The 22981-nt window shown below is 47.7% G+C and carries 25 protein-coding genes and 1 tRNA gene; 8 read left to right on the top strand and 18 right to left on the bottom strand.

What is annotated here, in order from left to right; genetic code table 11:
- Positions 1 to 50 precede the first annotated feature (50 nt).
- Positions 51 to 488 carry a cupin domain-containing protein gene (locus QJS83_RS05510; RefSeq protein ID WP_284608136.1) on the bottom strand — a complete coding sequence of 146 codons (438 nt, stop codon included), beginning with the start codon at positions 486 to 488 and terminating at the stop codon, positions 51 to 53.
- A 116-nt stretch (positions 489 to 604) separates the two neighbouring features.
- Complete coding sequence (gene lysM / locus QJS83_RS05515; RefSeq protein WP_284608137.1) at positions 605 to 1123, bottom strand: peptidoglycan-binding protein LysM; 519 nt, start codon at positions 1121 to 1123, stop codon at positions 605 to 607.
- 104 nt (positions 1124 to 1227) lie between these two features.
- On the opposite strand from lysM, the gene QJS83_RS05520 reads away from it, so the two are divergent.
- From QJS83_RS05520 to QJS83_RS05530, 3 genes are all read left to right on the top strand, one after another.
- Positions 1228 to 2043, top strand: a complete 816-nt coding sequence (locus tag QJS83_RS05520) for a YihY/virulence factor BrkB family protein (protein ID WP_284608138.1) — start codon at positions 1228 to 1230, stop codon at positions 2041 to 2043.
- An 83-nt stretch (positions 2044 to 2126) separates the two neighbouring features.
- Positions 2127 to 2203: transfer RNA gene (locus QJS83_RS05525), tRNA-Arg, on the top strand.
- 331 nt (positions 2204 to 2534) lie between these two features.
- Positions 2535 to 3254 (top strand): hydrolase, encoded by a 720-nt coding sequence (locus QJS83_RS05530; protein ID WP_284608139.1) that lies wholly within the window; start codon positions 2535 to 2537, stop codon positions 3252 to 3254.
- A 53-nt stretch (positions 3255 to 3307) separates the two neighbouring features.
- Here the strand turns inward: QJS83_RS05530 and QJS83_RS05535 are convergent, their stop codons facing one another.
- Positions 3308 to 4357, bottom strand: coding sequence for an MraY family glycosyltransferase (locus tag QJS83_RS05535; RefSeq protein ID WP_284608140.1), 1050 nt, complete (start codon positions 4355 to 4357; stop codon positions 3308 to 3310).
- 164 nt (positions 4358 to 4521) lie between these two features.
- Between QJS83_RS05535 and QJS83_RS05540 the strand changes: the two genes are divergently transcribed.
- Positions 4522 to 4749 (top strand): hypothetical protein, encoded by a 228-nt coding sequence (locus QJS83_RS05540; RefSeq protein WP_284608141.1) that lies wholly within the window; start codon positions 4522 to 4524, stop codon positions 4747 to 4749.
- Positions 4750 to 4752: 3 nt separating this feature from the next.
- Here QJS83_RS05540 and QJS83_RS05545 read toward each other — a convergent pair whose 3' ends face one another.
- From QJS83_RS05545 to QJS83_RS05560, 4 genes are read right to left on the bottom strand one after another with little or no spacing between them, the layout of a single operon-like run.
- The gene (locus QJS83_RS05545; RefSeq protein ID WP_284608142.1) at positions 4753 to 5655 is read right to left on the bottom strand and encodes an MBL fold metallo-hydrolase; all 903 of its coding nucleotides are present in this window, start codon (positions 5653 to 5655) and stop codon (positions 4753 to 4755) included.
- Positions 5636 to 6397: a lysophospholipid acyltransferase family protein gene (locus QJS83_RS05550; protein ID WP_284608143.1), complete on the bottom strand. Its 762-nt coding sequence runs from the start codon at positions 6395 to 6397 to the stop codon at positions 5636 to 5638. The genes QJS83_RS05545 and QJS83_RS05550 overlap by 20 nt, the downstream gene beginning before the upstream one ends.
- Entirely contained in the window at positions 6394 to 7338 is a 945-nt protein-coding gene (locus tag QJS83_RS05555; RefSeq protein ID WP_284608144.1) for a phosphatidate cytidylyltransferase, read from the bottom strand. The genes QJS83_RS05550 and QJS83_RS05555 overlap by 4 nt, the downstream gene beginning before the upstream one ends.
- A complete protein-coding gene (locus tag QJS83_RS05560) occupies positions 7338 to 8696 on the bottom strand; it encodes a sigma-54-dependent transcriptional regulator (RefSeq protein WP_284608145.1) in 1359 nt (452 codons plus the stop codon). Before QJS83_RS05560 ends, QJS83_RS05555 begins: the two co-directional genes overlap by 1 nt.
- Positions 8697 to 8805: 109 nt before the next feature.
- Here QJS83_RS05560 and serA point away from each other — a divergent pair, with 109 nt between their 5' ends.
- On the top strand, positions 8806 to 10011 hold the full coding sequence (gene serA / locus QJS83_RS05565; protein ID WP_284608146.1) for a phosphoglycerate dehydrogenase: 1206 nt from the start codon (positions 8806 to 8808) through the stop codon (positions 10009 to 10011).
- A 24-nt stretch (positions 10012 to 10035) separates the two neighbouring features.
- On the opposite strand, the gene QJS83_RS05570 is transcribed toward serA, so the two are convergent.
- The 5 genes from QJS83_RS05570 to QJS83_RS05590 form a co-directional block, all read right to left on the bottom strand.
- Positions 10036 to 11793, bottom strand: coding sequence for an NHL repeat-containing protein (locus tag QJS83_RS05570; protein ID WP_284608147.1), 1758 nt, complete (start codon positions 11791 to 11793; stop codon positions 10036 to 10038).
- Between the two features lie 166 nt (positions 11794 to 11959).
- Positions 11960 to 13342, bottom strand: coding sequence for an FAD-binding oxidoreductase (locus tag QJS83_RS05575; protein WP_284608148.1), 1383 nt, complete (start codon positions 13340 to 13342; stop codon positions 11960 to 11962).
- 9 nt (positions 13343 to 13351) lie between these two features.
- Entirely contained in the window at positions 13352 to 13561 is a 210-nt protein-coding gene (locus tag QJS83_RS05580; protein WP_284608149.1) for a YgaP family membrane protein, read from the bottom strand.
- 1 nt (position 13562) lies between these two features.
- A complete protein-coding gene (grxD, locus tag QJS83_RS05585) occupies positions 13563 to 13871 on the bottom strand; it encodes a Grx4 family monothiol glutaredoxin (protein WP_284608150.1) in 309 nt (102 codons plus the stop codon).
- 14 nt (positions 13872 to 13885) lie between these two features.
- Positions 13886 to 14101 (bottom strand): BolA/IbaG family iron-sulfur metabolism protein, encoded by a 216-nt coding sequence (locus tag QJS83_RS05590; RefSeq protein ID WP_284608151.1) that lies wholly within the window; start codon positions 14099 to 14101, stop codon positions 13886 to 13888.
- 98 nt (positions 14102 to 14199) lie between these two features.
- Between QJS83_RS05590 and QJS83_RS05595 the strand changes: the two genes are divergently transcribed.
- Positions 14200 to 16128: an LTA synthase family protein gene (locus QJS83_RS05595; protein ID WP_284608152.1), complete on the top strand. Its 1929-nt coding sequence runs from the start codon at positions 14200 to 14202 to the stop codon at positions 16126 to 16128.
- 23 nt (positions 16129 to 16151) lie between these two features.
- Complete coding sequence (locus QJS83_RS05600) at positions 16152 to 16760, top strand: DUF4337 domain-containing protein (protein WP_284608153.1); 609 nt, start codon at positions 16152 to 16154, stop codon at positions 16758 to 16760.
- A gap of 9 nt (positions 16761 to 16769) precedes the next feature.
- Here the strand turns inward: QJS83_RS05600 and QJS83_RS05605 are convergent, their stop codons facing one another.
- Both QJS83_RS05605 and QJS83_RS05610 read right to left on the bottom strand, forming a co-directional pair.
- Positions 16770 to 17456: a PilZ domain-containing protein gene (locus QJS83_RS05605; protein WP_284608154.1), complete on the bottom strand. Its 687-nt coding sequence runs from the start codon at positions 17454 to 17456 to the stop codon at positions 16770 to 16772.
- Between the two features lies 1 nt (position 17457).
- Positions 17458 to 18603 (bottom strand): cyclic nucleotide-binding domain-containing protein, encoded by a 1146-nt coding sequence (locus QJS83_RS05610; protein WP_284608156.1) that lies wholly within the window; start codon positions 18601 to 18603, stop codon positions 17458 to 17460.
- Between the two features lie 123 nt (positions 18604 to 18726).
- On the opposite strand from QJS83_RS05610, the gene QJS83_RS05615 reads away from it, so the two are divergent.
- Positions 18727 to 19056, top strand: coding sequence for an HNH endonuclease (locus QJS83_RS05615; protein WP_284608157.1), 330 nt, complete (start codon positions 18727 to 18729; stop codon positions 19054 to 19056).
- On the opposite strand, the gene QJS83_RS05620 is transcribed toward QJS83_RS05615, so the two are convergent.
- The 4 genes from QJS83_RS05620 to QJS83_RS05635 are packed head-to-tail and all read right to left on the bottom strand — an operon-like array spanning position 19053 to position 22894.
- On the bottom strand, positions 19053 to 19688 hold the full coding sequence (locus tag QJS83_RS05620; protein WP_284608158.1) for a hypothetical protein: 636 nt from the start codon (positions 19686 to 19688) through the stop codon (positions 19053 to 19055). The genes QJS83_RS05615 and QJS83_RS05620 overlap by 4 nt on opposite strands.
- A gap of 58 nt (positions 19689 to 19746) precedes the next feature.
- Positions 19747 to 21552 (bottom strand): hypothetical protein, encoded by a 1806-nt coding sequence (locus tag QJS83_RS05625; protein WP_284608159.1) that lies wholly within the window; start codon positions 21550 to 21552, stop codon positions 19747 to 19749.
- Positions 21549 to 22286 (bottom strand): TPM domain-containing protein, encoded by a 738-nt coding sequence (locus QJS83_RS05630; protein ID WP_284608160.1) that lies wholly within the window; start codon positions 22284 to 22286, stop codon positions 21549 to 21551. Before QJS83_RS05630 ends, QJS83_RS05625 begins: the two co-directional genes overlap by 4 nt.
- 20 nt (positions 22287 to 22306) lie before the next feature.
- Positions 22307 to 22894 carry a LemA family protein gene (locus tag QJS83_RS05635; RefSeq protein WP_284608162.1) on the bottom strand — a complete coding sequence of 196 codons (588 nt, stop codon included), beginning with the start codon at positions 22892 to 22894 and terminating at the stop codon, positions 22307 to 22309.
- Positions 22895 to 22981 lie beyond the last annotated feature (87 nt).

Consider the following 22981-nt stretch of genomic DNA (forward strand, 5'->3'; position numbering starts at 1 on the left):
CACGTTCTTGAAAAACAACTCAGCCTTTTTTCGACTGAGTTGTTTTAATCTTAATGCTTATGCGGTTCTTGCGCGTAAGTCGCCATACCTTGGAAGTCTACGATCACGACAGGTTCATCGCCGACGACCCAAGCATCGTGGCCCGGAGGGACGTTTGAAATATCTCCCGCTTTACATTCGATTTCGGTGCCGTCGTCCATTTTAATTTTGAGAACGCCAGACACATGATATTGAAAGTGCGGAGCTTCGCAGCTTTCGGTGCCTGCGATGGATTTTACCGACTCGGACCATTTCCAGCCCGGTTGCAAAGTGGCTCTGCCAATCACTCGATCACCAAACTTGAGCAGCTCAAGTTTGCCATTCGGGAATTCGCGAACTTCGGTCGCTTCCGAAAAGTTTTGACTCGAAATTTTATCTAAACTTTCCTGAAAGCCCTGAGGTTGTTGTTTTTGCGGCGACGGGGTTTGCCCAGATACATTTGTTGCCATAACCGCCTCCTTTACTGTTTCTTTATATTTTACTCCTCAGGGACAGGAAAAGATTCCGGTCTGCAATTCGACAGGGCTTTTGGTCCACGTAATTCCGAAAATATACATAATTCCTTTTATATCTGGGCTATTTTTTCTTTAGAGGGACCTTGATTTGGGATGCGCAACGTTTGTCCTGGATAGATCTTATCGGGCGAAGAAAGCATCGGACGGTTGGCTTCAAAGATCACACTGTACTTGTTGGCATCGCCATAATATTGCTTCGCGATTTTTGAAAGGGTGTCTCCCGACTTTACGGTATAAAACTGTGATTCCCCCGAAGCTTGAGTCACCGTGAGATTGTCCTCCACGGCGCCAACGCCTTGAATATTCCCGCAGCAAAGAAGCAATTTTTCTTTTGTCTCCTGATCGGGTACTTTGCCCGAGATAACAACTTTATCCTGAAGGCTATCAAAAGAAATGTTAATCCCGTCCGTGGAAATGCCTTGGGCTTGAATGTACTTTTTGATGGCGTCGATGTTGGTTCCTGCAGGAGGTGTGGCTGGTGACTGAGCCGTCGCGGTTGGTGCCGCCTTCGTGTCTTTTGCTCCGAACAATTTTTCTCCGGCGTCTTTCATGAAATTCAGAAGTCCCATCTTGGATCCTTTCTTTTTTGTTTCAGATATCTTCGATCGTAGGAGTTAAACAAAAGAACGAACACTTGATTGATAGCAAGAGGCGGAGGTGTTACTATTCAAGCATGAGTCCTGCTTTAGAGAAAATCGGCATAAAAAGATTGATGGAGGTGTTCAAAGACACTCTTCAACAAATGCGTGACGGAGAGTTGGCATTGGTGGCGGCTTCGTTGTCGTTCTCTACAGCTATTGCTCTGGTTCCTTTTATCGCCGTCGTGCTTGCGACTTTTCAATCTATCGGTGGACTCGAGGCTTTTTACCCGAAGGTGGAAGCTCTTCTTTTGCGCAATATGAGGGAAGCGGCGGGGAGTGATGTCACAAAGTTCATCCGCATTTTTCTGAAGAACATCAGTGCCGGCAAGCTCGGTTTTACGGGCGCGTTGTTGCTTTTCCTGACGTCGCTTCGTTTGCTTCATGATATGGAAGTCGGTATTCACCGTGTGTGGAACCAGCGCAACACTCGACCGTTTTACAAGCGGCTGATCTATCAATGGGGTTTGATTCTGGCGATTCCTCTGCTCTTGGCGGTCTATGTGGGTTTCACATCTTTGGAGCAGTTCAAGTTCGTTCATCGTGTGTTACCCGCGACGGTTTCCAACTCTCTGGTTTTGGTGGGAACTTTGTTTCTGATTTACAAGATGGTGCCGGATCTTGCCGTGCGTACGAAAGCGGCCTTTGTAAGCTCTATTCTGACATCGATCACATTGTATGGAGTACATAAGGCGTATGCGATTTTGGCGATCAAATTTTTTGCTTACAATAAAATCTATGGCTCGTTCGCCGCTCTTCCGATTCTTTTGTTATGGATTCTCACGATGTGGTACGTGATCCTTGGGGGAGTCGCCTTGTGCGCCTCTTTACAAAAACGACACGTTGCGTAAATTAAGGTTTTTGCGTCCCATAGGCTTGGATTTTCGGAATCAATTTGCTAGGTTGTCCCTCTTTAAGATATTTTTATCTTCGTGGTCCGGTAGCTCAGCTGGATAGAGCAACTGCCTTCTAAGCAGTAGGTCGCACGTTCGAGTCGTGCCCGGATCACCATTTCCCTCTCTTGCGCCGCGAACAGTGTTACTGCCTTCCTGGCAGTAATCCCTAGCGGGACTACGCGAAAAAATGCCTTCCTGGCATTTTTTTCCTCGCTCGTTTTTTTCTTTTTAGTTTAGTTTGAATTTTGGCTCGATGGTGTTTTTTGCCTTCGTGTGAATTTGCTTTTGCTGCGGAACTTGCGCAAGAGAGGGAAATGGTGATCTGCGTTTGTAAGTTGTAATGAGGGATTGGTCTTTGACATTGCTTGTAGGCGAAGTCTTGAATTTCTCCGTTTAGAAGGGAGAAATTAAGGCGAAATAAACTTCGTTTTGAAAGGATTGTTGTAATGAAAAGCACACCTATCAGAGATCAAGTTAATGATCACTTACTCACACCCAAAAATGCCGCTCTCGTCATTATTGATTATCAGCCCCCGCAGATTTTTACGACCGTGTCGATGGATCGGCAACTCCTGATTGACAACATGAGGGCTCTTATCAAGACGGCGCAGAACTTTAAACTTCCCATTGTTCTCAGCACGGTGAACCATACTAACGGGCGAAATCCCGATACGATTCCGCAACTCAAAGAACTTTTGGAGGGTGTTCCATCGATAGACCGAACATCGATTAATTCTTGGGAGGATGAAGAGTTCGTGAAAGCAGTGAAAGCAACCGGGCGAAAAAAACTGCTGATCGCGGCGCTATGGACGGATGCATGTCTGTTGTTTCCGACAATGGATGCACTCAAGGAAGGCTTTGAAGTGTTTCCAGTTGTTGACTGCGTGGGCGCGAATTCATTGGAAGGACACCGCGCGGCTCTTGAGCGAATGGTTCATGCGGGCGCACAACCCGTTGGCTGGAATTCCGTCGCTTGCGAATTGCAGAGAGATTGGGCGCGGTCCGAGACGGTCTCGGGATTTGTGCAAACCGCTGTAGATCAGGGTGGAGCTTGGGGTTGGTACCTGACCCTTGAAGGTGAAGTCGCTGCTTATCATAAATATAAAGCTGGAGGCGAAATGCGAGCGTCGGGAAAATCCTCTGGGGAGGAGCATAGACCGCATTAGCCGTGTCTTAAGAGCGTAGAGCCATTCTTGCCTCTACGCTCGAGTTTGTTTTTTTAGCGGATCTTAATCAGGAAAATTAAGAGTGTGAGAGTGATCATCACTTGGATCAGAGCAAAGCGGACTAATACTTGAGTGTTGGACCAGCCTTTGTTGTGGCGCATGTGATCGTGCAAAGGGAAGCGAACGTTTTTGAGAAAAGCTACTTTGAAGAAGCGCATGATCGCTACCTTCACAAGACCTGTTCCTCCGTTGACCATCAAGACGGCGGAGACGATCAAGATACAGAAAGGGTTGCCTGACTTGATCACGAAAACGCCAAGCAAAAATCCTAAAGCGCGCGAACCCGCATCACCCATGAGTAAAATGGAAGGATTGGCGTTGTACCAAAGATAACCCAAGATACAGCCGACCATCGAGAAAGCCATCATTCCCCAGTTGGCACCGTCAGCGTAGTGAGGCAACAACAAGTGGTTCGCGATTTCTTTGTGGCCCAGGATAAAATACAGCAACGAACCCAAGCTCGTGAAAGCAAACGCCGTCAAAGTGCCCGAAAGACCATCGACGCCATCTGTGCAGTTCGTAGAGTTGATAGTCGCCCAGAGCAGAATAGTTGCGAGAGGAACAAAGAGCCACAACGGAAGCAAAAACATTTGCGAAGTAAAAGGCAGCCAAATTTCAACGTCTTTCATTCCACTAAGCAAAAAGGCCGCCGCGATGGCAAGAACCATGTCGATCAAACCTTTTTTGTACTCGCCCCAGGAAGTGACTGACTTGTCATCGAGCCATCCCGACATCATAGCTCCGAAGGTTAAAAGCAGAATTCCCAAGACCTCAATGGACAAGGGTAAAAACAAGAGCTCGACGACAACAAAAAGACTGACGAAAATTACACCCGCGCCCGTGGGTTTGCCAGCGGCAACGGCCCCTTGGACCGCATGATTGCGACCGCGATCACGTGGCAGCTTATTCATCAGACGAGGCAGCAGGAAAAAACTTAAAACAAAGCAGGATAGAACGCTAAGACCACTCAGGACCAAGTGCGACGTCAAAAGACGAAACGGTCCATAATACTGAGCGAGAATTTCCCCTAACCAATAAATCATTGAGCTTACTCCACTTCTTCACAAAGACAGAACGAACGACTTTTAAAGTATAGAGGCAGCGTTTGTGAATGTACAGAACTCGCCTGTGTTTTTCGCCACATCCACCAAGGCGGCAAGTTGACCCGCACCAGACAAATATCAAAATGGAGGTATGAGAGGTTTCCATGCGCTACAAAAACCGCAGCGGCAATTCCGGCGTGGTTGCTTACGAGACCGGCGAGGATTCGATCTCGGTGACCTTCGTTGACGGAAAAGTCTACGTCTATAATTACGCGGTCACCGGTAAAGACGAAGTGGAAACTATGAAACGGCTCGCGCAAGCCGGAAGGGGACTGAGCACGTATATAAGCACCGTCGTTCGCACGCGGTACGCGCAAAAAAGAACGGCTTAGAAATTAAAGCCAGAATCTTTTTTGAACGGCGAAATCGTGACCGCTTTTTTCAATAACGGCGGCATCACAGTAAGGATCGTGTTCAAAGAACAAGTACCATTTCTGATCGGCAGCCTGGCTCAGGAATTTTTGTTTTTCCTCCATCAATGTCAACGGATGCAGATCATAACCCATGAGCCACGGAATTTTCACGTGCGTGCTTGTTGGCACAACATCACCGCAATAAAGCACCGTGGTTTTTCCATCGGTGATTTTCACCATCTGTTGCGCTTGCGTGTGACCATTGGAAATGAGCACGGAAATCCCCGGCAGAATTTCTTTTTCTCCTTCGATGATGTTCAGGACGCCTGCATCCATCAAGGGTTGAAAATTCGCCGGATAATAACTGGCGCGCTCACGCAAGTTAGGATGGCTGGCTGTTTCTAGGTTGCCTTTTTGAATCCAATATTGAGCATTGGGAAATGTCGGCACAAGTTTTCCATTTTTTTCCGTTGTCGCTCCGCCTGCGTGGTCGAAATGCAGGTGAGTCAGAATCACGTGATGAATGTCTTCGGGTTTTAAGCCGTGCGCCGCCAACGATTTTAAAAGTGAAGGACCGCTGTCTTCGATGTTGTACATCTCGGCGAATTTGTTACCGAGCTTTTCCCCGTATTTTGCGACGAAATCTTTTCCGTTCCCGGTGTCGATCAAGATATTCATCCCCTCTGACTTTAATAAAAGACCGCGGGCTTCCATCTCGATACGATTTTTTTCATCAGGAGGATTGGTTTTTTCCCAAAGAACTTTGGGAACGGTTCCAAACATAGCACCGCCGTCCAAACCAAATATGCCTGTGGGAACTGGGCATACTCGGTAAGGACCAACGGTTAAATCTGTCTTTTCAACGTCAAACTTGCTCGGAGTCATCTTGAGCTTCCTCTTTAGGAGCTGCAAAGGCATTCGGATTGATAGTTACAACCCATGCCTTATAAGCATCATACACCTGTTGAATCGGACCGGGGGGATGAACCGGACCAACGTGCAAAACTAATTTACCTGGTAATGGAATCGGCTGACCCTTCGGCCAAAGCTCCATATTTCCCTCGAGATATGTGAATAAAAGAGGCGTTTGCGTGCGCTCGGAAAATATAGAAACGCCTCGCTTAAATTCCTGAATTTTTCCGTCTTTAGAACGCGTGCCTTCGGGGAAAATAATCAGCCACATGCGCGGAAGTTCTGAAAGCAATTTTAAGATCAGATTGATCGCTTCTCCACGGCGGTCCTTACGGTCGATAGGAATCGCGCCCAAGCAGTGCTGCGAGAAAAACGTAAATAAACCGTTCGAGAAAAAATAATCCTTCGCCGCCGCGATATACAAGTTCAGCCAGTAGCGGCGCGGAATAGAAGCGGCGATGGAAACCGCATCCAAGTGGCTTGCGTGATTACTGATAATAATCAGCTTCGGCTGCGTTTTGTAAATTTCTTTAAATGGCGTGCCTTTGACTTCCAGGCGAATGTAAAATTTAAACGCGACATTTTTCAGAAAAATCGACCACAAAAAACGCATGAACACACTGAACGAGTCAATATGTCTCGTAAAAAGCGGCAGATGTTTTAAATATGTCGGCAGTTTGGTCCACTGCTCATTTTCGTAGTTCCAGTCCTTCATAGAATAACCGTCATCACGTAATAATAAATCGGTGCCACGAAGATCAAACGGTCCACACGGTGAAGAAAGTCACCGCGGCCGATGATGAAAGGTCCCACAGTTTTCATGCCTGCATCCCGGCGCACCACTGTCATCACTAGATCTCCCACGAAACCGCCCAGAGATGCAACGAGACCAGAGGCCAGCCAGTATTTGTCAGAGCCATCAGGCAAAAGGAAGCGCATGGAGCCCGCCAGGAAAATAGTCAGAGCCACGGACACCGCGAAGCTGCCTACGGTACGGCGCGGGTTGATACCGGGAAACATTCTCCAGCCGCCGAAGTAACGGCCCATTGCCAAGTTCGTGTTATCACAAAACTCCGTCAGGATGATAAGGTACATCACTTGGTAAACGCCGTTCGGGAATTTTAAAATCAATCCCAAGTGCATGAACGACCAGCCCAAGAAGATGAACGCAAGCAATGTCAAAGACATGTACTGAATCATGCGTTTATAAGAGTTGCGAATCAGCGGCACCAGACAGCTTGCGCCTAACACCATCATCGGCATGGAATTGTAAACATCAAGACGGTCATACCAAGCGCAGATTCCCAAACCAATAATGCCCGCGTAACAAATCATGACGAAATTACTGCGATGGAACATGCCCATGATTTGAAAGAAGATCTTCGCCCCAAGAATTGCAAGAGCCGTTAGGAACACCAACGGCCAAGGCTCTGGCAGGCCCATCACGATGAACATCAATGGCGCCGCAATCAGCCAGCTCTTGATGCTCGCCCAGGACTGCACGAAGTAATAGTTTCTGTTACGGAAGAAAAAGATGATCGCGCCGGAAACAAAGATGATCGAAAGAACAATCAAAACAGTTTGGCGGTAGATATGACTTTCCCAAGCGGTGGGCATAGCAATACGGATGGGAAAATTAAAATCAAAAAAATCCATTACGAAGGGTCCTCTTCAATTTTGTAGTCTTTAACCTTTTTGTACAGGTTGGAGCGCGATACTTGCAGTGCTTTTGCAGCCTGCTCGATATCGCGGGTCTGTTTTAAACAGCTGCGAATCACATGGGCTTCGAACTCTTCAACCAAAGTGTTCAAACCTTTATTAAAATCAATCACGGTATAAGAAGGTGCACCGCTGGGAGTCGCCGCGGGCTTTAGCCAAGACAAAACATCTTCTTCGCGAATAAACGGCAGGGGCGATGTCAGGCTCAATTGTTCACACACACGCTTGAGTTCGCGCACGTTGCCGGGCCAGTTGTACTTTTTCAAAGTTTTCAGTCCGTCTTCCGCAAACGTCTTGTTACGGCGCGGGCGTTCGGCCTGTAAAAAGTGCGAAGCTAACTCGTCGATATCTTCCAGTCTTTCGCGTAAAGGCGGGAGTTCAATTCGCTGTGAAGCCAAACGATAAAGAAGATCTTCACGGAACTCTCCGGCTGCAACCATTTTTTCCAACGACTTGTTGCTGGCGACGATCACACGAGTTTTAACCTGTGTCGTTTCTTTGGCACCGACGCGGCGGACCTCGCCCGTTTCCAAAAAGCGCAAAAGTTTTGCTTGTTGTGAAAGAGGCAATGCTTCGATTTCGTCTAAGAAAAGATCTCCACCATTGGCGGCTTCAGTCAAACCGACTTTGTTTTGATCGGCTCCGGTGAAAGCGCCTTTCACGTGACCGAACATTTCTGATTCAAAAAGATTTTCAGGAATGCTTGCGACATTCACAGCGATGAAAGGGCGTTCGCCCTCTTGCTCGTGTAAAAGGCGCGCGACCACTTCTTTCCCGCAGCCTGTTTCGCCTTCGATAAGAACGGGATTTGCTTCCCCGCGCAGATCCGCGATGCGTTTTTTAATTTTTTGCGAAGCGGAAGAGGTGCCAACCCAGCGCACAGTACGGCGGTCGGCGCTAGGGTCCACGCTGCGCAAGTCCCACAGGGCCTCGATTTTTTCCAGCACTAAAAGAATTTCTTCAGGCATCAGTGGTTTTGCTAAAAACCTTTGGGCTCCGGCCTTAAGACAGTTTTCCATCAGCTCGCGGCTAAGATCGCCCGACATCGCGACGACTTCGAGTTGGTTGTTGTGTTTAACAAGTTTTTCTATGACCTGAGGTCCTGCCGCTGTCTTCGCGTTCGGTTCAAGATGCATGTCCACGAAGGCAGCATGATAAAAACGCTCGTATTGGATCGCTTCCAGTTTAGGTGCAGAAAAAACTTTCCAATGCGTTGGCAGGCACATCTTCAATGATTGATGCACCAGAGGGTCGTCATCGACGATTAATAGAGAAAATACTCGAGTGGAAGTCATGCTCTAAGTTTGAATCCTCCTCACAGTTTTGACTATGCTTAGCGCGTTAAATTTTCGTATGGCTTATGGCGTTTTTGTGATTAAACTAAAGAGAATGGAGGTGCGGTTCATGAGCGCGCTCAGAATTCTTCTTGTTGAAAATATCCACACCGTGGCGAAAGAAAAATTAGAAGAGGAGGGCTTTAAAGTCGATCTTCTTTCTTATGCTCCTTCGGAAGAAGAATTGCTTAAAGTTTTGCCGAATTACGATGTTTTGGGAATTCGCTCCAAGACGGAAATCACCGGCAACGTTCTAGAGAAGAACCCGCATCTTACAAGCATCGGCTGCTTTTGCATTGGTACAAATCAGGTGGACTTAATGACAGCACGGGAGCTTGGTATCCCGGTGTTCAATGCTCCTCATTCGAACACTCGATCGGTCGCGGAGCTCGTGATTGCCGAGATGATTTCTCTGTCTCGACAATTGGGCGATCGTAACAGCAAAGCCCATATCGGGGAGTGGGTGAAATCCGCTGAAGGTTCGCGCGAAGTGCGCGGAAAAACTGTGGGGATTGTGGGCTACGGTCACATCGGGAGCCAGGTCAGTGTTCTTGCCGAAGCTATGGGCCTTAAAGTCGTGTTTTATGACGTCGTTAAAAAACTTCCGCTGGGAAATGCGGAGGTAAAAACGTCTTTGGAAGAGCTTCTGCGTGTCTCTGACTTTGTGACTTTGCATGTCCCTGAAACTTCCGAAACGAAAGACATGATTGGCGCGAAAGAACTTGCACTGATGAAACGCGGAAGTCATCTGATCAACGCCAGCCGCGGAACGGTCGTGGTCATTGAAGCCTTGGTGGAGGCGCTCAAATCGAAACATATCGCCGGCTGTGCCATTGACGTTTTTCCTGAAGAACCGGCATCAAATAAAGAGAAATTCAAATCTCCTTTGCAGGGATTGAATAACGTGATTCTGACTCCGCACATTGGTGGCAGCACGGAAGAAGCCCAATACGCCATCGGTATGGAAGTCGCTGAAAGTTTTCGCCGCTATCTCAAGATCGGGTCTTCCTCAGGCGCTGTGAATTTCCCGAACGTCGATCTGCCAGTGAAGCAGGGAACGTCGCGCTTGTTGAATGTGCATAAGAATGAACCGGGCGTTTTGGGTGAGATCAACGGTCTGATCTCAAAAGCCGGTGCGAACATTGAAGGCCAGTATCTTTCAACGGACGAAAAGATTGGTTATCTGGTGATGGATGTGCACGCCGCGCATGCAAAAACTTTGGCGGATGATATCGGGAAGCTGTCGCGTTCGATTCGAACACGCCTTGTTTACTAGACGGTCTGCCGGTCGGCCGTGCTCTTATTCAAAGAGCACCGTGCCGGCGGGGCTGAATTTCTTGATAGCACTATTGGCGTTGTCGGCCACAAAAATATTTCCATAGATATCCGCGAAAATTGCCCAGGCTTGATTAAACTTATCAAGGCTCGCGCCCGTTCCTCCGAAACTTGTCACATAAGTGCCGTCAGCTTCGTAAGTGTAAACCTTGTTTTTAGTAGCACTTGTAATGACAACGCGACCGTCTTTAAGTTCCGTGATTCCAAAGGCTGCACCAAGTGTGATGTCTGCACCGGCCGCGTCGAACGTATCTAATAACACTCCGGCAGCATTGAATCTTTTTGGAGTGGAGTTTGTGCCATCAAAGTCTAACACCAAAATAGTTCCGTCCTGCGCGATATGAACGCCGGCGACGATTGCGATCGCAGTGGGGAATGCAGAAGCCGTCTGGCTAACTGTTGAAAGAACAACAAGACCTGCACCGCCGCCATCAGCGATGTAGATATTATCGTTTTTATCAATCGACATTCCATAGGGAGCTGCCAAACCAGGAACATTGATAGTGCCTAGAGCATTTCCGTTGAGATCGAATTTATAAATCGTCGTCGGAGATCCTAAGTTTGCCACATAAAGAACGTTTTGACTTGAAACCACCATCGCCGTAGCGAGGTTGGGGCCGAAGAGTCTTTGCCATTCGCCTTTTGCATTATATTGGTGGACACCCGTTGTTGTCCCAACAAAAAAAGTTCCGTTCAAGGCTTGCGTGATACTCATGGGATTTTGCATAGGTGTCGCATAGTCTTTAAGGTAAGTACCGTCAGACGCATAGACATAAAGGCCTTCACGAAAACCCACATAATATTTGCCGTCATACTTTGTATATGTCAGTAGGTTGCTATCCCACTTCGTGCCGCCGTTTTCAGTGCCGTCGAGAGACCATAACAGTGATCCCGTGCTGCTAAAACTCGTGATACGCCCGTCGCCTCCCATGCGCTCCGAGATAACGAAACTGCCATCGGGGTTGCGACTAAGATCTTCGATAACACTGCCTGGAATTTGTCGCGGCCACATAAACTTGCTGTTATAGGAACCATCAGCATTGAATTTTTGAACTCGATCCGAGAAAACATCAGCGACATAGAGGGACCCATCCGAGTTCACAGTAAATGACGGACTGCCGTGAAGCTCGCCGTCATTCGCACCTTGAATGGTTCCGAACGTCGTTAATAACACACCCGAAGAATTGTATTTTCTGATCTGCTCAAAGATCGTCACATAGATGGTTCCGTCATCAGCGACATAAGGATTTCGTGGTAAGCCCACCATAGTTCCAGCTCCAGGATCCTCATCGCCATAGGTGATAATTTCACCTAGATAGTTGCCGCTGATATCATACTTCCGCAAGAATCGATGATCATTTTGATTGGGAGCGTCCGCTTCGCCGGTTATATAGATGTGACTGCTTGAATCAACAAACAGCCCGTCAATCGCGGAAGTGTCGGCGGGCTCGAAACTCGTCAACAAAATGCCACTATCATTGACGACATGAATCTTGCCATTGAAATCCGCGAAAACAAATTTCTTGTCAGGAGCCGCCCTGATATAATTTTTGAATTCGGCCGTAAAAGGACTGATGATCGGAAAAGTTCCTTTCACGGCCTGAAGATTGTCGGAAGAAGGAAGAGAAAGTTTTTCTCCACCAAAAAGCGAAGTTTTAATCGTGCATCCGCTTAAGAATGCCAGCAATCCAATAAGGAGGAGTACGTACCGCGTGGTTCTCATAAAATAGTCCAATCAAAGGTCTTATGTGCTCTAAGAGACTTTTCGGATTTTTTAGAGAAGGCCTCGAGAAGAAGCCGACAGCACTCGGTAATCCTGCTCCACGAAATTTCGGCAAAACCCCTCTTTCTCGAAGTGAGACAGAGGGATGTGAGTCTATAAGGATTTATTAAATGACTTTACCGGGATTCATGATCGAATCCGGATCGAAGACTTTTTTAATTCCGCGCATGATCGCGATTTCCGCTTCCGAGCGCGTGTAAGTGAGGAACGAACGTTTCGTCATTCCCACGCCATGCTCTGCAGAGATTGAGCCTTTGTACTTTTTCACGGTATCAAAAACCATAACATCGACTTTGCGGCACTCTTGCACGAATTCTTCTTTCGTCATTCCTTGCGGGCGCAGGATGTTGATGTGCAGATTTCCATCGCCGATATGACCGAACCAAACAACTTCCCATGTCGGATAAGCTTGGGCCAAAACTTTATCAAGATCTTCCATAAATGGAGGCACTTTAGAGATCGTCACGGCGATATCGTTTTTATAAGGTGAGTACTTCGCCAAAGATTCAGAGATGTCTTCGCGGTAACGCCAAAAAGTCGCGGCTTGGACGTCAGACTGACTGATGACGCCGTCAAGAACCCACGCTTCTTCCAAACATTTTTCAAAAACACCCAAAGCGTGTTCTTCATCTTGCTCGTTGCGAGTTTCCACTTCTGCAAGAACGTAAAACGGTGACTGTGTTTCGAGGGGAGCCGGCAGACCCGTGTTCTCTAAAACTTTTTTCAAAGCTTTGTCCGAAAACATTTCAAACGCCACCAGCGACGTTTTCGTTTTAAACTCTGCAAAGATTTTCATGACAGCATCAAGGCCGCTGACAGCCATAACCAAAACTTTCATTGGCGGAGGTGCCGGAGCCAGGCGGATGGTCGCTTCAACGATGAAACCCAATGTACCTTCCGAACCGATGAAAAGATGGCGAAGATCGTAGCCAGTCGCGTTCTTCACAAGACCGTTATTAAGTTCAAGAACATCACCGGCGCCTGTAACAACTTTCAGACCGATGATCCATTCACGCGTCAAACCGTAGCGAACGACTTTGATGCCGCCGGCGTTGGTAGCGATGTTACCGCCCATTTGCGAAGAACCAGTCGCGGCGAAATCAACAGGATAGAAAAGATTTTTTGAATGCGCGAACTCTTGCAAAGCTTCCGTTACCACGCCCGGCTCAATCACAACGGATTGATCGACGCCGCTAAAGTCTTTGATTTTGTTCATTTGATCAAAAGAAACGACGACCTCGCCTTGAGTCGCCACGGCCGCGCCTGACAGTCCCGTACGTCCTCCCGAGGGAACGAGCGCGATTTTGTTTTTGCGCGCCCATTTAACCAGGCTCACAACATCTTCAGTACTGCGGGGAAAAACGATCGCGGAGGCTTTGATGTCGAAATAGGTTGTCCAGTCTTTGCCCCAATACTTCAGACTCTCTTCGTCGGTCTTGATCTGGTCTCTGTGTAAAAAACTTTCGAGTTCGACAAGGGCAGTAGACATAGAAACATCCTATTCTTGGTCGCGAATCGGTCGGTGAAAATCTCTCAGAGTTCTAATTCTAAAGAAAGCGTAAATGGGACACAAGCCCCAAGCCGCTGTGATAAGTCCATAAATGCCGATGTACGCCCAAAAAGGACCGCCTGCAATAGCGTAAGCGGTGAGGCCGACGCCCAAGATAAATCTTAAAATGCGGTCCCAAAGGGCGACATTGCATCTCATCTTACTGTTTCAAGAGCTCTTGCAGCTCGCCAGATTGGTACATTTCCATCATGATGTCGCTTCCGCCCACCAATTGTTTGTTGATGTACAACTGCGGAATTGTCGGCCAGTTGCCGTATTCTTTGATGCCAGAACGGATTTCTTCATCATCCAAAACGTTGACGTCGTGGAATTTGATGCCGATGTCTTGCAAGATCGCGCAAGCACGTGCAGAGAAACCGCACATAGGGAACTGTTGTGTGCCCTTCATGAAAAGCACGACTTTATTTTCATTCAAAATATTTTCAATTTTTTCGTGTACTGTTGCCATGAGTAGATCCTTTTTTAATTCTTAATCTTAGTCTTGATTGAAAGCGCGTGAACCTCTCCAGTCTTCAATTCTGGACCAAAGCAGGCCATCACATGCTGATGTTGTTGAATACGAGACATCCCCGCAAAAACCGGGCTTTCCACAAAGACCTCATAGTGATCTTGAGTGCCTGTGAGATCGAAAACTTCGACTTTGCAGTCGGGATAGTGCGTTTCTAATCGTTCTTTCATTTGTTCTGGTGTCATAGGAGGCGAACGTAGCAGAGGCCCGAAATGAAGTCACAGGTCTGGCTTGTATGACACATGCGGTCGATGTAGTATTAGGGCTTATGTTTGGTCCTACTCATCGGTTGCTTAAAATCTTCTCCCTGGTCCTTGTGGCTTTGCTCTTTTATTTCTTCGCACGGGTGGAGTTTTTGCTATGGAACTGGAGTTTATTTAAGAATAAGCCGGTCCTCGATATTCTGTGGTCCTTTGTGGTGGGACTGCGCTTTGATGCCGCCGCTGCATTGAGTGTCACGGCTCCTGTTCTGCTTTTGGCTTTCGTGCCGTGGCCGAAGAGCTGGCATTGGCACTGGTCGACGCTGACGTGGGTGCTTTTCTCTTTGCTGCAAGTGCCATTTCTGATTCTCAATCTTGTCGACGTAGAGTTTATTAATTTCGTCGGCCGTCGTTTTTCTTACGACACTCTTTTTATTGTGAATGAAATTCCCGGTAAGTTTTGGAATTTTGTTACCAGCTATTGGCTGCTCTTTTTGATCAACACCTTGCTGGTGGTTTTGTTCGTCTTCTGTGTTCGTCGTGTGATGACACGCGAATCGCAAGAGGTCGTATGGCCGGGAGAGAAGAAAAGCTCCGTAAAACTTTGGCTCTCGCACGCCTTTTTATGTTTTGTCGCTTTGGCGGTTTCGGTCGTGGGCATTCGCGGCGGATTGCAAAGCAAGCCGATCAATTTTGTGAATGCGAATGTCTTTACGGCGCCGCTTTTAAACAATTTGGTTCTAAACTCGACGTTTACTTTTATTAAAAGTTACGGCGCCGAAAGTCTTAAACGCGAAAAATATTTCGCCAACAAAGATGAAATGCTGACCCACCTTAATGGTTTTCTCAAGGTTTCTGCGCTCGAGGGAAAACGTCCCGCCAAGCCTCAAAATGTCATGATTATCATCCTTGAAAGTTTCGGCGAGGAATTTCTAGGCCCCGTGAACGGCAAAACCTACACGCCGTTTTTGGATTCTCTTATGGCGAAGTCGTTGGTTTTTAAAAATGCTTACGCGAACGGCCGCCGCTCTATTGAAGGCGTCGGAGCCGTCATGGCCGGCATTCCGGCTTTGATGAGTGAGCCGTTTATCTCTTCGCATTTCACGTCCAATTACTTTTTGGGTTTAGGAACACTGGTTTCACAGAAAGGCTATGCGACAAGTTTTTTCCATGGCGGTCATAACGGGACGATGTATTTTGATTCCTTCATGCAAAGTGCCGGGGTGGAAAAATACTATGGCGCGCGTGAATACGGAAATGCCGCCGATGATGACGGTGTGTGGGGAATTTGGGACGAGCCGTTCTTGCAGTGGATGCTCGGGCAAATGGATTCGCTACCTCAGCCTTTCATGAACACGGTGTTTACGCTTTCTTCCCATCAACCGTTTAAAGTGCCGGAAAAATACCAGGAGACTTTCCCTGAAGGTCCATTGCCGATTCTCAAGACGATCGCCTATACGGATTATGCTCTGAAAAAGTTCTTTGCCGAGGCGGAAAAGAAGCCGTGGTTTAAAGATACTTTGTTCATCATCACGGCCGACCATGCGGCTCTTCATTATCGTCCTGAATATGAAAACGACATCGGCAGCTACCGCATTCCGTTGTTCTTTTATCATCCGTCCTATTCGTTTCCCAAAGTGGATACGGAGATGATCGTGCAGCAAATCGACATCTTGCCGACGGTTTTGGATTTCTTAGGTTTGCCAGAGAAAGACAAAAACTATCTTGGCAGCTCCGTTTTTATTTCCGGAGATAAAACCGTCGTGAACTATATTGACGGCCGGTACATTCTTTTCGCCAAAGAGGCCCACCTGCGATGGTCACCGGGACATAACGAACCGCAGATGTTTGCCATCGACGACCGCGTCGGCGAGCGCGAACTTTCGTCTGCAGAAACCAACGCGCGCAAGCAGCAGTTGACGGAAAAATTGAAAGCCACTATACAATATTTCAACGAAGGAATGTGGGATAATAAATTGTATTATCCATCTAAGTAGTTCCGCTTTGTTGAGCAGCTTGTATGTCTGAAGAAAATAATAATAATTTTGAAATGCGTTGTGGGGTTGTGATCGCGATTTTTGCGGCGATCATGGCGGTGAGTGATTTGGTCGCGGGCAAGTACGGGGACGATGAGATCATCGGCACCAACGAAAAGGCCGCCGCATATATGTGGTATCAATCGAAAAGCATCAAAGAAACTTTGGTGGAAGGGGAGAAGTCCCTTCTTGTGAGTCTTAAGGAAGCGGGAGCCATCGAAGCCAAAGCAGCACCAGGTGTAGACCGGCACATCACCAATTTAGAGCGAAAAATTCTGCGCTATAAAAAAGAGAAGAACGAAATTCTCAAAGGATCACAAAGTGTCGGCCCTGAAAACTGGGTGCAGGATCTTAACGGCGAGCTCGGAAAAATCATCGGGGCGCAAGAAATGGAAGCCCATTTGGCGTCTCTGGGGAAGGCCGGAGATCGCTTCGACATGGCCAGCTTGTTTTTTCAAGTATGCTTGGTTCTCGGAGCATTAAGCTTGGTTCTAAAAAAAGAAAAACTGCAAATGGTGTTCTTTTCGGGGATGTGCCTGCTGGGAGTTTTGGGCGCCGGAATTTCTTTGTGGGCGTTTGTCTCTGTCGCATAAAGCGAGCGTTTAGCCCGCTTTTCTAAAATAAATTTCTCTTTGCAAATCGGTGAGGGAGGTGACGATTTTTCCCTCGCTCGCATTCGCCATGTGATTAAACTCAATGCCTAACACAAGATGGGTCATGCCTTGGGCGCGGATATTTTTAAGCAAACCCTGCACAAGAATCGGATCACGATCCCCTAAGAAAATCTCTGCTTCTACAAGGTCTTCCAGTTTAAGATTGGCATCTTCTTGCGGGATTTCGACAGCGCAGCCTTCCGTGCTGAGATCCAAAAGACGGCAAGAAATGGAGCAAATACCCTGGTTCAGACAGTTAATAACGAACTGAGCGGAATAATCCTTCGGAAGCACGTAGCGATAGTTGCGACGTCTTTGTAAATGGAAAAGATTCAGCACTGTCAGTGTGACATAGTTGTCGCCCACGATCGGGTGGGTTTCGAAAATGTATTTTTCCCCCTGAATGGAGAAGCTTGCGGTGAAAGTTGCATTCTCCTGAGTGTTCATGGAAGTTTCCTCAGGAGGATGACATTTGATTTGTTGGTTCGAGTTAATGCTTACGGGCTTTAAGGAAATATTGCGGTCGAACTTATCGCGCAAATAGATCGTCTCTTTGCTCGCAAGAATTTTTTGCAACAAGAACTGCTTGTCGGCTTCGTTATGAATGGCTTTGAAAACGATCAGGGCCTCACTCATATTATGCCGCCGCTACAATCTTGTGACCACACTCGTGACAGAATTTCGCGCCCGCTTGAAGCTCGACAGAGCACGCAGGGCAGGAGGGTCCGCCAGAAGCTTTTTTCTTGGGACGTTCTTCTTTTTCATCCATGTCAACGAAACCTTTTTCGTTCCACTTTTCAATTTCACGAAGCATCTTCCAGCTTTGGAAAATTGAGCGGAACTCTTTCACTTCAAATTGCAACAGAACGCCGGAACCGCCATTTTTTCTTTTCATGAAGACACCTTTGCCTTCAAGACGGTTGAAATGGTCGTTATTCAAGTTAATGCCGATTTCATTTTTACAGTGTTCAGAAAATTTCGCGAAATCAACACCCACAATACCAAAGCGGTCTGGTTGCTCGTTCTCGCAAAGTTTCAGAAGAGCTTCCAACATTTGCTGGCAAAGCTCGTCGACTTTAAGAAGCTCTGAACGGCCGCCTTTAAAGTAGTAATACTGATAGAACTCAAAGAAGCTTTCCACCAATGGCAGATCCAAGAAATGCACTTTCTGGATTTCATCCGGTCCATCTGGATTGTCGGGCGCTTTCCCCATTTCATAAAGAGCGAGCTTCAGCTTCACAAGAATATTAATCGCCTGTTCAATGCGCTTCGGAGATTCGCCCATCACACGTTGTGAGTATTGTTTCATCATACTCCAGTCGACGACAATACGGCCGGCTTGTGACCGATCACCCTTATGATTTGCGGTGTGGAAGACAGCCCCGAAAACTTTAGCCACCTGATCTTCCGGACAAGGTGAGGAGTCCTTTTCAAGTTTGCTCGAACGCACGTCATTGACGGCCAAACGCAAACGTTCTGCCAATGATTTGATGATCACTTTGAGCATTTGCGGAGCGCCCTCATATTGCTGCTTCAAAGTCTCAACAGGAATTTCCAGAACTTTGGTTTCTGTCGTCGCAATGGCGGAAGTAGGGTGAGTGTTTTGCCCCAGAATCACTTGATCGCCGAGAATGTGCGAAGAGCCTAACTGAAAGAAATCAATGGTCTTCTTACCGCGGATAAGGCATTGGTTGGCGCCTCCCGTTTGGATCAGATAAACCGACGTGATCTTATCGCCATCCTTATAGATGACTTCGCCTTTTTTGAAGGTTTTAACAGACATGGGCAGAACTCCTTAGAGTTCCATATCGGAAAAATCCCCGAATAATTGAGGTTTTAACCGGTCTCTTTCGTCCAGTTTCGGCTGCCTCTTGCGGGCGAGGAGGACTTCGTTTATAACAGGCCCATGGATTATTTCTTTTCCCCGGCCTCACCAGAACATCAAAAGCGCGAAAAGGCGAAAGCCCGTGAATTGCGTTTGAGTCAGTGGTGGAAGCAGGAGCTAGGCAAAGGTCTGTGCTATCACTGCGGAGAGCGTTTTAAACCGGCGGAATTGACCATGGATCACCTGATTCCCATTGCACGCGGCGGGAAGTCCAATAAGAACAACTGCGTTCCTTCATGCAAAGACTGCAATACGAAAAAAGGTTACAAGACCCGCGCGGAAATGGCTTTGGAATCGCTGTCTCAAACTGCGACAACAACAGAGCCTGATTCAAACGACGAAGAGTCTTAAGCTAAAGACGCCGTCGCAATCAAGATGACAGCCACATCAACGCCCTCTTTTTTGAGGGGCGAAGCCCACAAGAGTTTGTTGCGAATGGAGAGACGCTCTAAAGAATCTCTTTCTTTAATGACGTGCTCAGGATTATTCACTCGAATCGTTTTTTTCTGCGCGAAAAGCTCTGCCGCTGTTTTTTCAATGGCGGCCTGGTCGGCAGGAGTGCGTTCGTAAAGATTATACCACTTACGACAGTACAGATCTTCCAGGGTGTAGCTGCCTACCTCAAAGAAAAGCAAAGTCCGGAAAATCTGCGTTTGTAAAAAGTTGTAAAATTCAACGAGATGATTCGATTCGATTTTATCGAGAAGGTCCGGATCCACGGCGAAGCCATGCCGCTCTAACGCCTTGAGTGTGAAAAACTTTGTGTCGCGCAATGAACGGCCGTTCATCTTAACATCCAAACAAATTTGGTAATATTGCTGCAAGTCGCGAATCACTTGCAGTTTTTCATCGTCGTTTAGCAAATTAAAAAAAGGAAGTCCATGCCGAGCGTGAGGACGAATGACGATCCCTTCTTCCTCTACAAGAGCGCAAATATTTGAAGCGTGTATACGAAAACGTTCTTCGAGAGACGTCAATGGCATAAAAACTTTTATACCAGTCTTTGTTTGGTGTGACTACAAGAAGTGTTGTGTACAAAAATTATTGACCGACACCCATCCACTTGATCGCAAAATTGAAGTTGTTGTGAGGCAAGGGACCCGTAGTATTACAAGTGGATGTCCAATTTCCCATCAAGTTGACGTACACACGAAAGCCAGTGGGAGTTGCGCTGTAGACAGAGGTCGCACCATAAGAGGCCCAGTGCGAGCCACCCGCATGAAGCGTCGTAAAATAGTTAAAGATAGAAGTAAATCCGCAGGCAGATGTGTTTACATCCAAGTACGCACCACAGTTGCCAGTGCCACCCACATCGACAGCGTAATAAACCCAGCCGGTGTTGTTGCTTGTTCCCACGCAAGAGCGCAAAGCATTTCCTGACGTGTCTTTCACGGCACCATAAAGATTTCCCGTCACCTTAGCGTCGCCTGCGACTTCCAACTTCGCAGTCGGTGCCGCGGTATTAATGCCGACATTTCCGTTTTGGTCGACACGAATTCTTTCTTGACCGTTTGTCGCGCCATTTGGAGTTGTCACGATTCGCAGAGAAGTTCCATGACCTGTTGTGCTCCAGTTCTCCGTCGCGATGGCGTTGATACCAGGAGGTTGCGCTTGAGCTGTAAAGGCCGAGCCGTTGTATCCGTTAAAGGCATACCAACCATAAGAGTCGTTCGTTTGCAGAGCTGTCGGAGCGCTTGCTGTCCCGCGGGCCCCTCGAGTTTGAATAAGTCCTCCCGGATTGACGGAAGAATATTGTGTAGAGCTGATTCCACGGCTCGCAGTTGCTGTCGTGTCGACAACTTCCAGGGCCGTTGATGGCGCTGTCGTGCCCAAGCCGACTTCACCATTGGATTCGATCACGAAGGCGCGAGGACCGTTGTATTTAAAAGCATAGTTCCCTGTAAGACCGGTCACGCCATCAGAAGTCTCGATATTAATACCGACGTATTCAGAAACTGTTCCCGTATTTGTAGGAGTTTTGACGTTAAGGCCGCGCGCCGTCGTGACGGTACCGCCTGTATTGCGCACGCGTGTCGACATACCATCCACTGTTGTGACGGTACCCGCGGCGCTGTTGATAAATGCATCTGCAAAAACGCCGGCACCGTATTTAAAGTTGTTGTTTGTCTGCGTGCTGGTGTTTTCTACTGAAAAATAGCCTCCATAAATTCCGTCACAACTACTATTTGAGTTGATACTGCAATCTGCCTCACCGCGAACGGCTGAAACATTGGAGCTGAATCCTCCAGGCCAGTAGTTAGCGCTGGTCTCACCATAGACACCTGCATTTTCAGAGGTTGAGAAAGGAAGACTCAAATTAGGCGCTTGCCCGCGAATAGAGGCATTGAGTGCGCCGGCGGTTGATGTTGATAAGACATCCAAACGGTAGCCTGGTGTCGCCGTGCCGATACCCACTTTACCATCGGTGAGAATCGTCATACGTGTTGTGCCGGCTGTTTCAAACGCGAGAGTGTTGGAATCGTTTGTTCCTAAAACGGCGGCTGCAGCAAAAGAGTTTCCGCCATTGGCGAACATTCCTGAAGAAGAGTAGCTCGTGCAACCCATAATGCCTGAAGCATCAAACGTCACAAGCTGACCGACGCTGCAGTTGAATGGAATGATGGCCGATCCGCTTGCATTTGAAACTAATAATCTATTTGCAGTCAGACCCGTTGAGCCTGTACCGCCTTTACTAACAGGAACTGCCGAAGGGAAGTTCGCAGGGTCCGCGGTGATCGTTCCGGCAGAGACAGCGATACCTGCGCCGACTTGCACAGCGCCTTTCGCCAACGTTGTTGCATCAGCAATTGAAATCACCGGTGTTGGGCCTTTTTCAACAGCCGTCACCAGTTACCCGAGGCGCCGCCTCCCGAGAATCCCCCGCCACCGCCGGACCAGCCGCCACCACTACCACCGGAGCCCCAACCTCCGCCGCCGAAGGTGCCTCCGCCCCAGCCACCGCCACCACGATAGTAACGACCGCGACCGCCGCCGAAACGACCTAAGATGGAGATGATGATGAGAATAGCGATGATGACAAAGACAGGAATGTCTCCGCCGCCTTTGGAATCATTTTCTTGAAGTTGTTTTTCATCGGCGAATTCTTTATCTGCAAGACGCAGAATTTCGTGAACACCGACGACGACACCCGCGGAATATCTTTTCGCTCGGAAAAGCGGAATGACCTGATCGCTGATAATTCGTTTTGCGTAAATATCAGGAATAGCGCCTTCAAGGCCCTGCCCGACTTCGATGCGCATTGCACGCTCTTGCGCCGAGATCAAAAATAAAACACCGTTGTCTTTCTTTTTATCCCCCAACTGCCATTGATCCGTGATTTCAATAGAAGCCTGCTCGATTGGAATTCCCTGCAAATCGGGAACGATCAAGACCTGAACTTGCGCTACCCCGCGACGATTGAAATCGTAAAGAAGCTGCATCAATTCTTGACGGTCATTGCGAGTGAGAAATCCCACCTCATCAATCACGGGACCTGACAAAGGAGGCGGATCAAATTTGGCCCAAGCAGAAAAACTCAGGCCGAAAAAGAATAATAAAAAAGAAAGAGCGATTGCGCGCATCAGATTCAAATCTTCCGCGACTAGAATTTAACTTCAGGCGCTTTTTCCGCCTGAGCTTTTTCTTCCGCTGTCATATCCCATTGAGGCATTTTTTCGAAATGATACATGATCGAGTTTGTCCAGCTTGTTGGAGGAACCGTCACAAGATTGTTAAACTCTTTGATCGCTTCGATATATCTTTGACGAGCAATTGTGATGCGATTTTCTGTGCCTTCAAGTTGCGCTTGAAGATCGCGGAAGTTCTGATCCGCTTTCAAATCAGGATATTTCTCCGCAACAACCATCAAGCGCCCCAAAGCTTGCGAAAGCCCGGACTGTGCTTGTTGAAACTTCGCCAATTGTTCGGGACTCACCTTCGAAGGATCAATCTGCGTCGCCGTCGCTTTTGCACGCGCCTCCGTCACTTGTGTCAAAGTCTCTTGCTCATGCTTCGCATACCCTTTAACAACATTCACAAGATTAGGAATCAAATCAGCACGACGTTTGTACTGGTTATTCACCTCAGCCAAAGCCGCCTCAGTCATATTCTTCCCTTGCGGCAAAGATTGAATTCCACATCCCGCCAAAAAAGGCATTACTAAAAGGACTACTATCATCAGGTTTTTCATACGGTTCTCCGTTATTCGCTAGAAATTATAGCTGGATCTTGAATCCCGAGTTCCGCAGCGAGGCAAAATCCACCGGCGGAAGCCATC

Source organism: Bdellovibrio sp. 22V (genome assembly GCF_030169785.1).
GTDB lineage: Bacteria > Bdellovibrionota > Bdellovibrionia > Bdellovibrionales > Bdellovibrionaceae > Bdellovibrio.

Bases quoted from the DNA above. Each gene is read 5' to 3' on its own strand.
- QJS83_RS05510 (WP_284608136.1), bottom strand. From the start codon at position 488: ATGGCAACAAATGTATCTGGGCAAACCCCGTCGCCGCAAAAACAACAA.
- lysM (WP_284608137.1), bottom strand. From the start codon at position 1,123: ATGGGACTTCTGAATTTCATGAAAGACGCCGGAGAAAAATTGTTCGGA.
- QJS83_RS05520 (WP_284608138.1), top strand. From the start codon at position 1,228: ATGAGTCCTGCTTTAGAGAAAATCGGCATAAAAAGATTGATGGAGGTG.
- QJS83_RS05530 (WP_284608139.1), top strand. From the start codon at position 2,535: ATGAAAAGCACACCTATCAGAGATCAAGTTAATGATCACTTACTCACA.
- QJS83_RS05535 (WP_284608140.1), bottom strand. From the start codon at position 4,357: ATGATTTATTGGTTAGGGGAAATTCTCGCTCAGTATTATGGACCGTTT.
- QJS83_RS05540 (WP_284608141.1), top strand. From the start codon at position 4,522: ATGCGCTACAAAAACCGCAGCGGCAATTCCGGCGTGGTTGCTTACGAG.
- QJS83_RS05545 (WP_284608142.1), bottom strand. From the start codon at position 5,655: ATGACTCCGAGCAAGTTTGACGTTGAAAAGACAGATTTAACCGTTGGT.
- QJS83_RS05550 (WP_284608143.1), bottom strand. From the start codon at position 6,397: ATGAAGGACTGGAACTACGAAAATGAGCAGTGGACCAAACTGCCGACA.
- QJS83_RS05555 (WP_284608144.1), bottom strand. From the start codon at position 7,338: ATGGATTTTTTTGATTTTAATTTTCCCATCCGTATTGCTATGCCCACC.
- QJS83_RS05560 (WP_284608145.1), bottom strand. From the start codon at position 8,696: ATGACTTCCACTCGAGTATTTTCTCTATTAATCGTCGATGACGACCCT.
- serA (WP_284608146.1), top strand. From the start codon at position 8,806: ATGAGCGCGCTCAGAATTCTTCTTGTTGAAAATATCCACACCGTGGCG.
- QJS83_RS05570 (WP_284608147.1), bottom strand. From the start codon at position 11,793: ATGAGAACCACGCGGTACGTACTCCTCCTTATTGGATTGCTGGCATTC.
- QJS83_RS05575 (WP_284608148.1), bottom strand. From the start codon at position 13,342: ATGTCTACTGCCCTTGTCGAACTCGAAAGTTTTTTACACAGAGACCAG.
- QJS83_RS05580 (WP_284608149.1), bottom strand. From the start codon at position 13,561: ATGAGATGCAATGTCGCCCTTTGGGACCGCATTTTAAGATTTATCTTG.
- grxD (WP_284608150.1), bottom strand. From the start codon at position 13,871: ATGGCAACAGTACACGAAAAAATTGAAAATATTTTGAATGAAAATAAA.
- QJS83_RS05590 (WP_284608151.1), bottom strand. From the start codon at position 14,101: ATGAAAGAACGATTAGAAACGCACTATCCCGACTGCAAAGTCGAAGTT.
- QJS83_RS05595 (WP_284608152.1), top strand. From the start codon at position 14,200: ATGTTTGGTCCTACTCATCGGTTGCTTAAAATCTTCTCCCTGGTCCTT.
- QJS83_RS05600 (WP_284608153.1), top strand. From the start codon at position 16,152: ATGTCTGAAGAAAATAATAATAATTTTGAAATGCGTTGTGGGGTTGTG.
- QJS83_RS05605 (WP_284608154.1), bottom strand. From the start codon at position 17,456: ATGAGTGAGGCCCTGATCGTTTTCAAAGCCATTCATAACGAAGCCGAC.
- QJS83_RS05610 (WP_284608156.1), bottom strand. From the start codon at position 18,603: ATGTCTGTTAAAACCTTCAAAAAAGGCGAAGTCATCTATAAGGATGGC.
- QJS83_RS05615 (WP_284608157.1), top strand. From the start codon at position 18,727: ATGGATTATTTCTTTTCCCCGGCCTCACCAGAACATCAAAAGCGCGAA.
- QJS83_RS05620 (WP_284608158.1), bottom strand. From the start codon at position 19,688: ATGCCATTGACGTCTCTCGAAGAACGTTTTCGTATACACGCTTCAAAT.
- QJS83_RS05630 (WP_284608160.1), bottom strand. From the start codon at position 22,286: ATGCGCGCAATCGCTCTTTCTTTTTTATTATTCTTTTTCGGCCTGAGT.
- QJS83_RS05635 (WP_284608162.1), bottom strand. From the start codon at position 22,894: ATGAAAAACCTGATGATAGTAGTCCTTTTAGTAATGCCTTTTTTGGCG.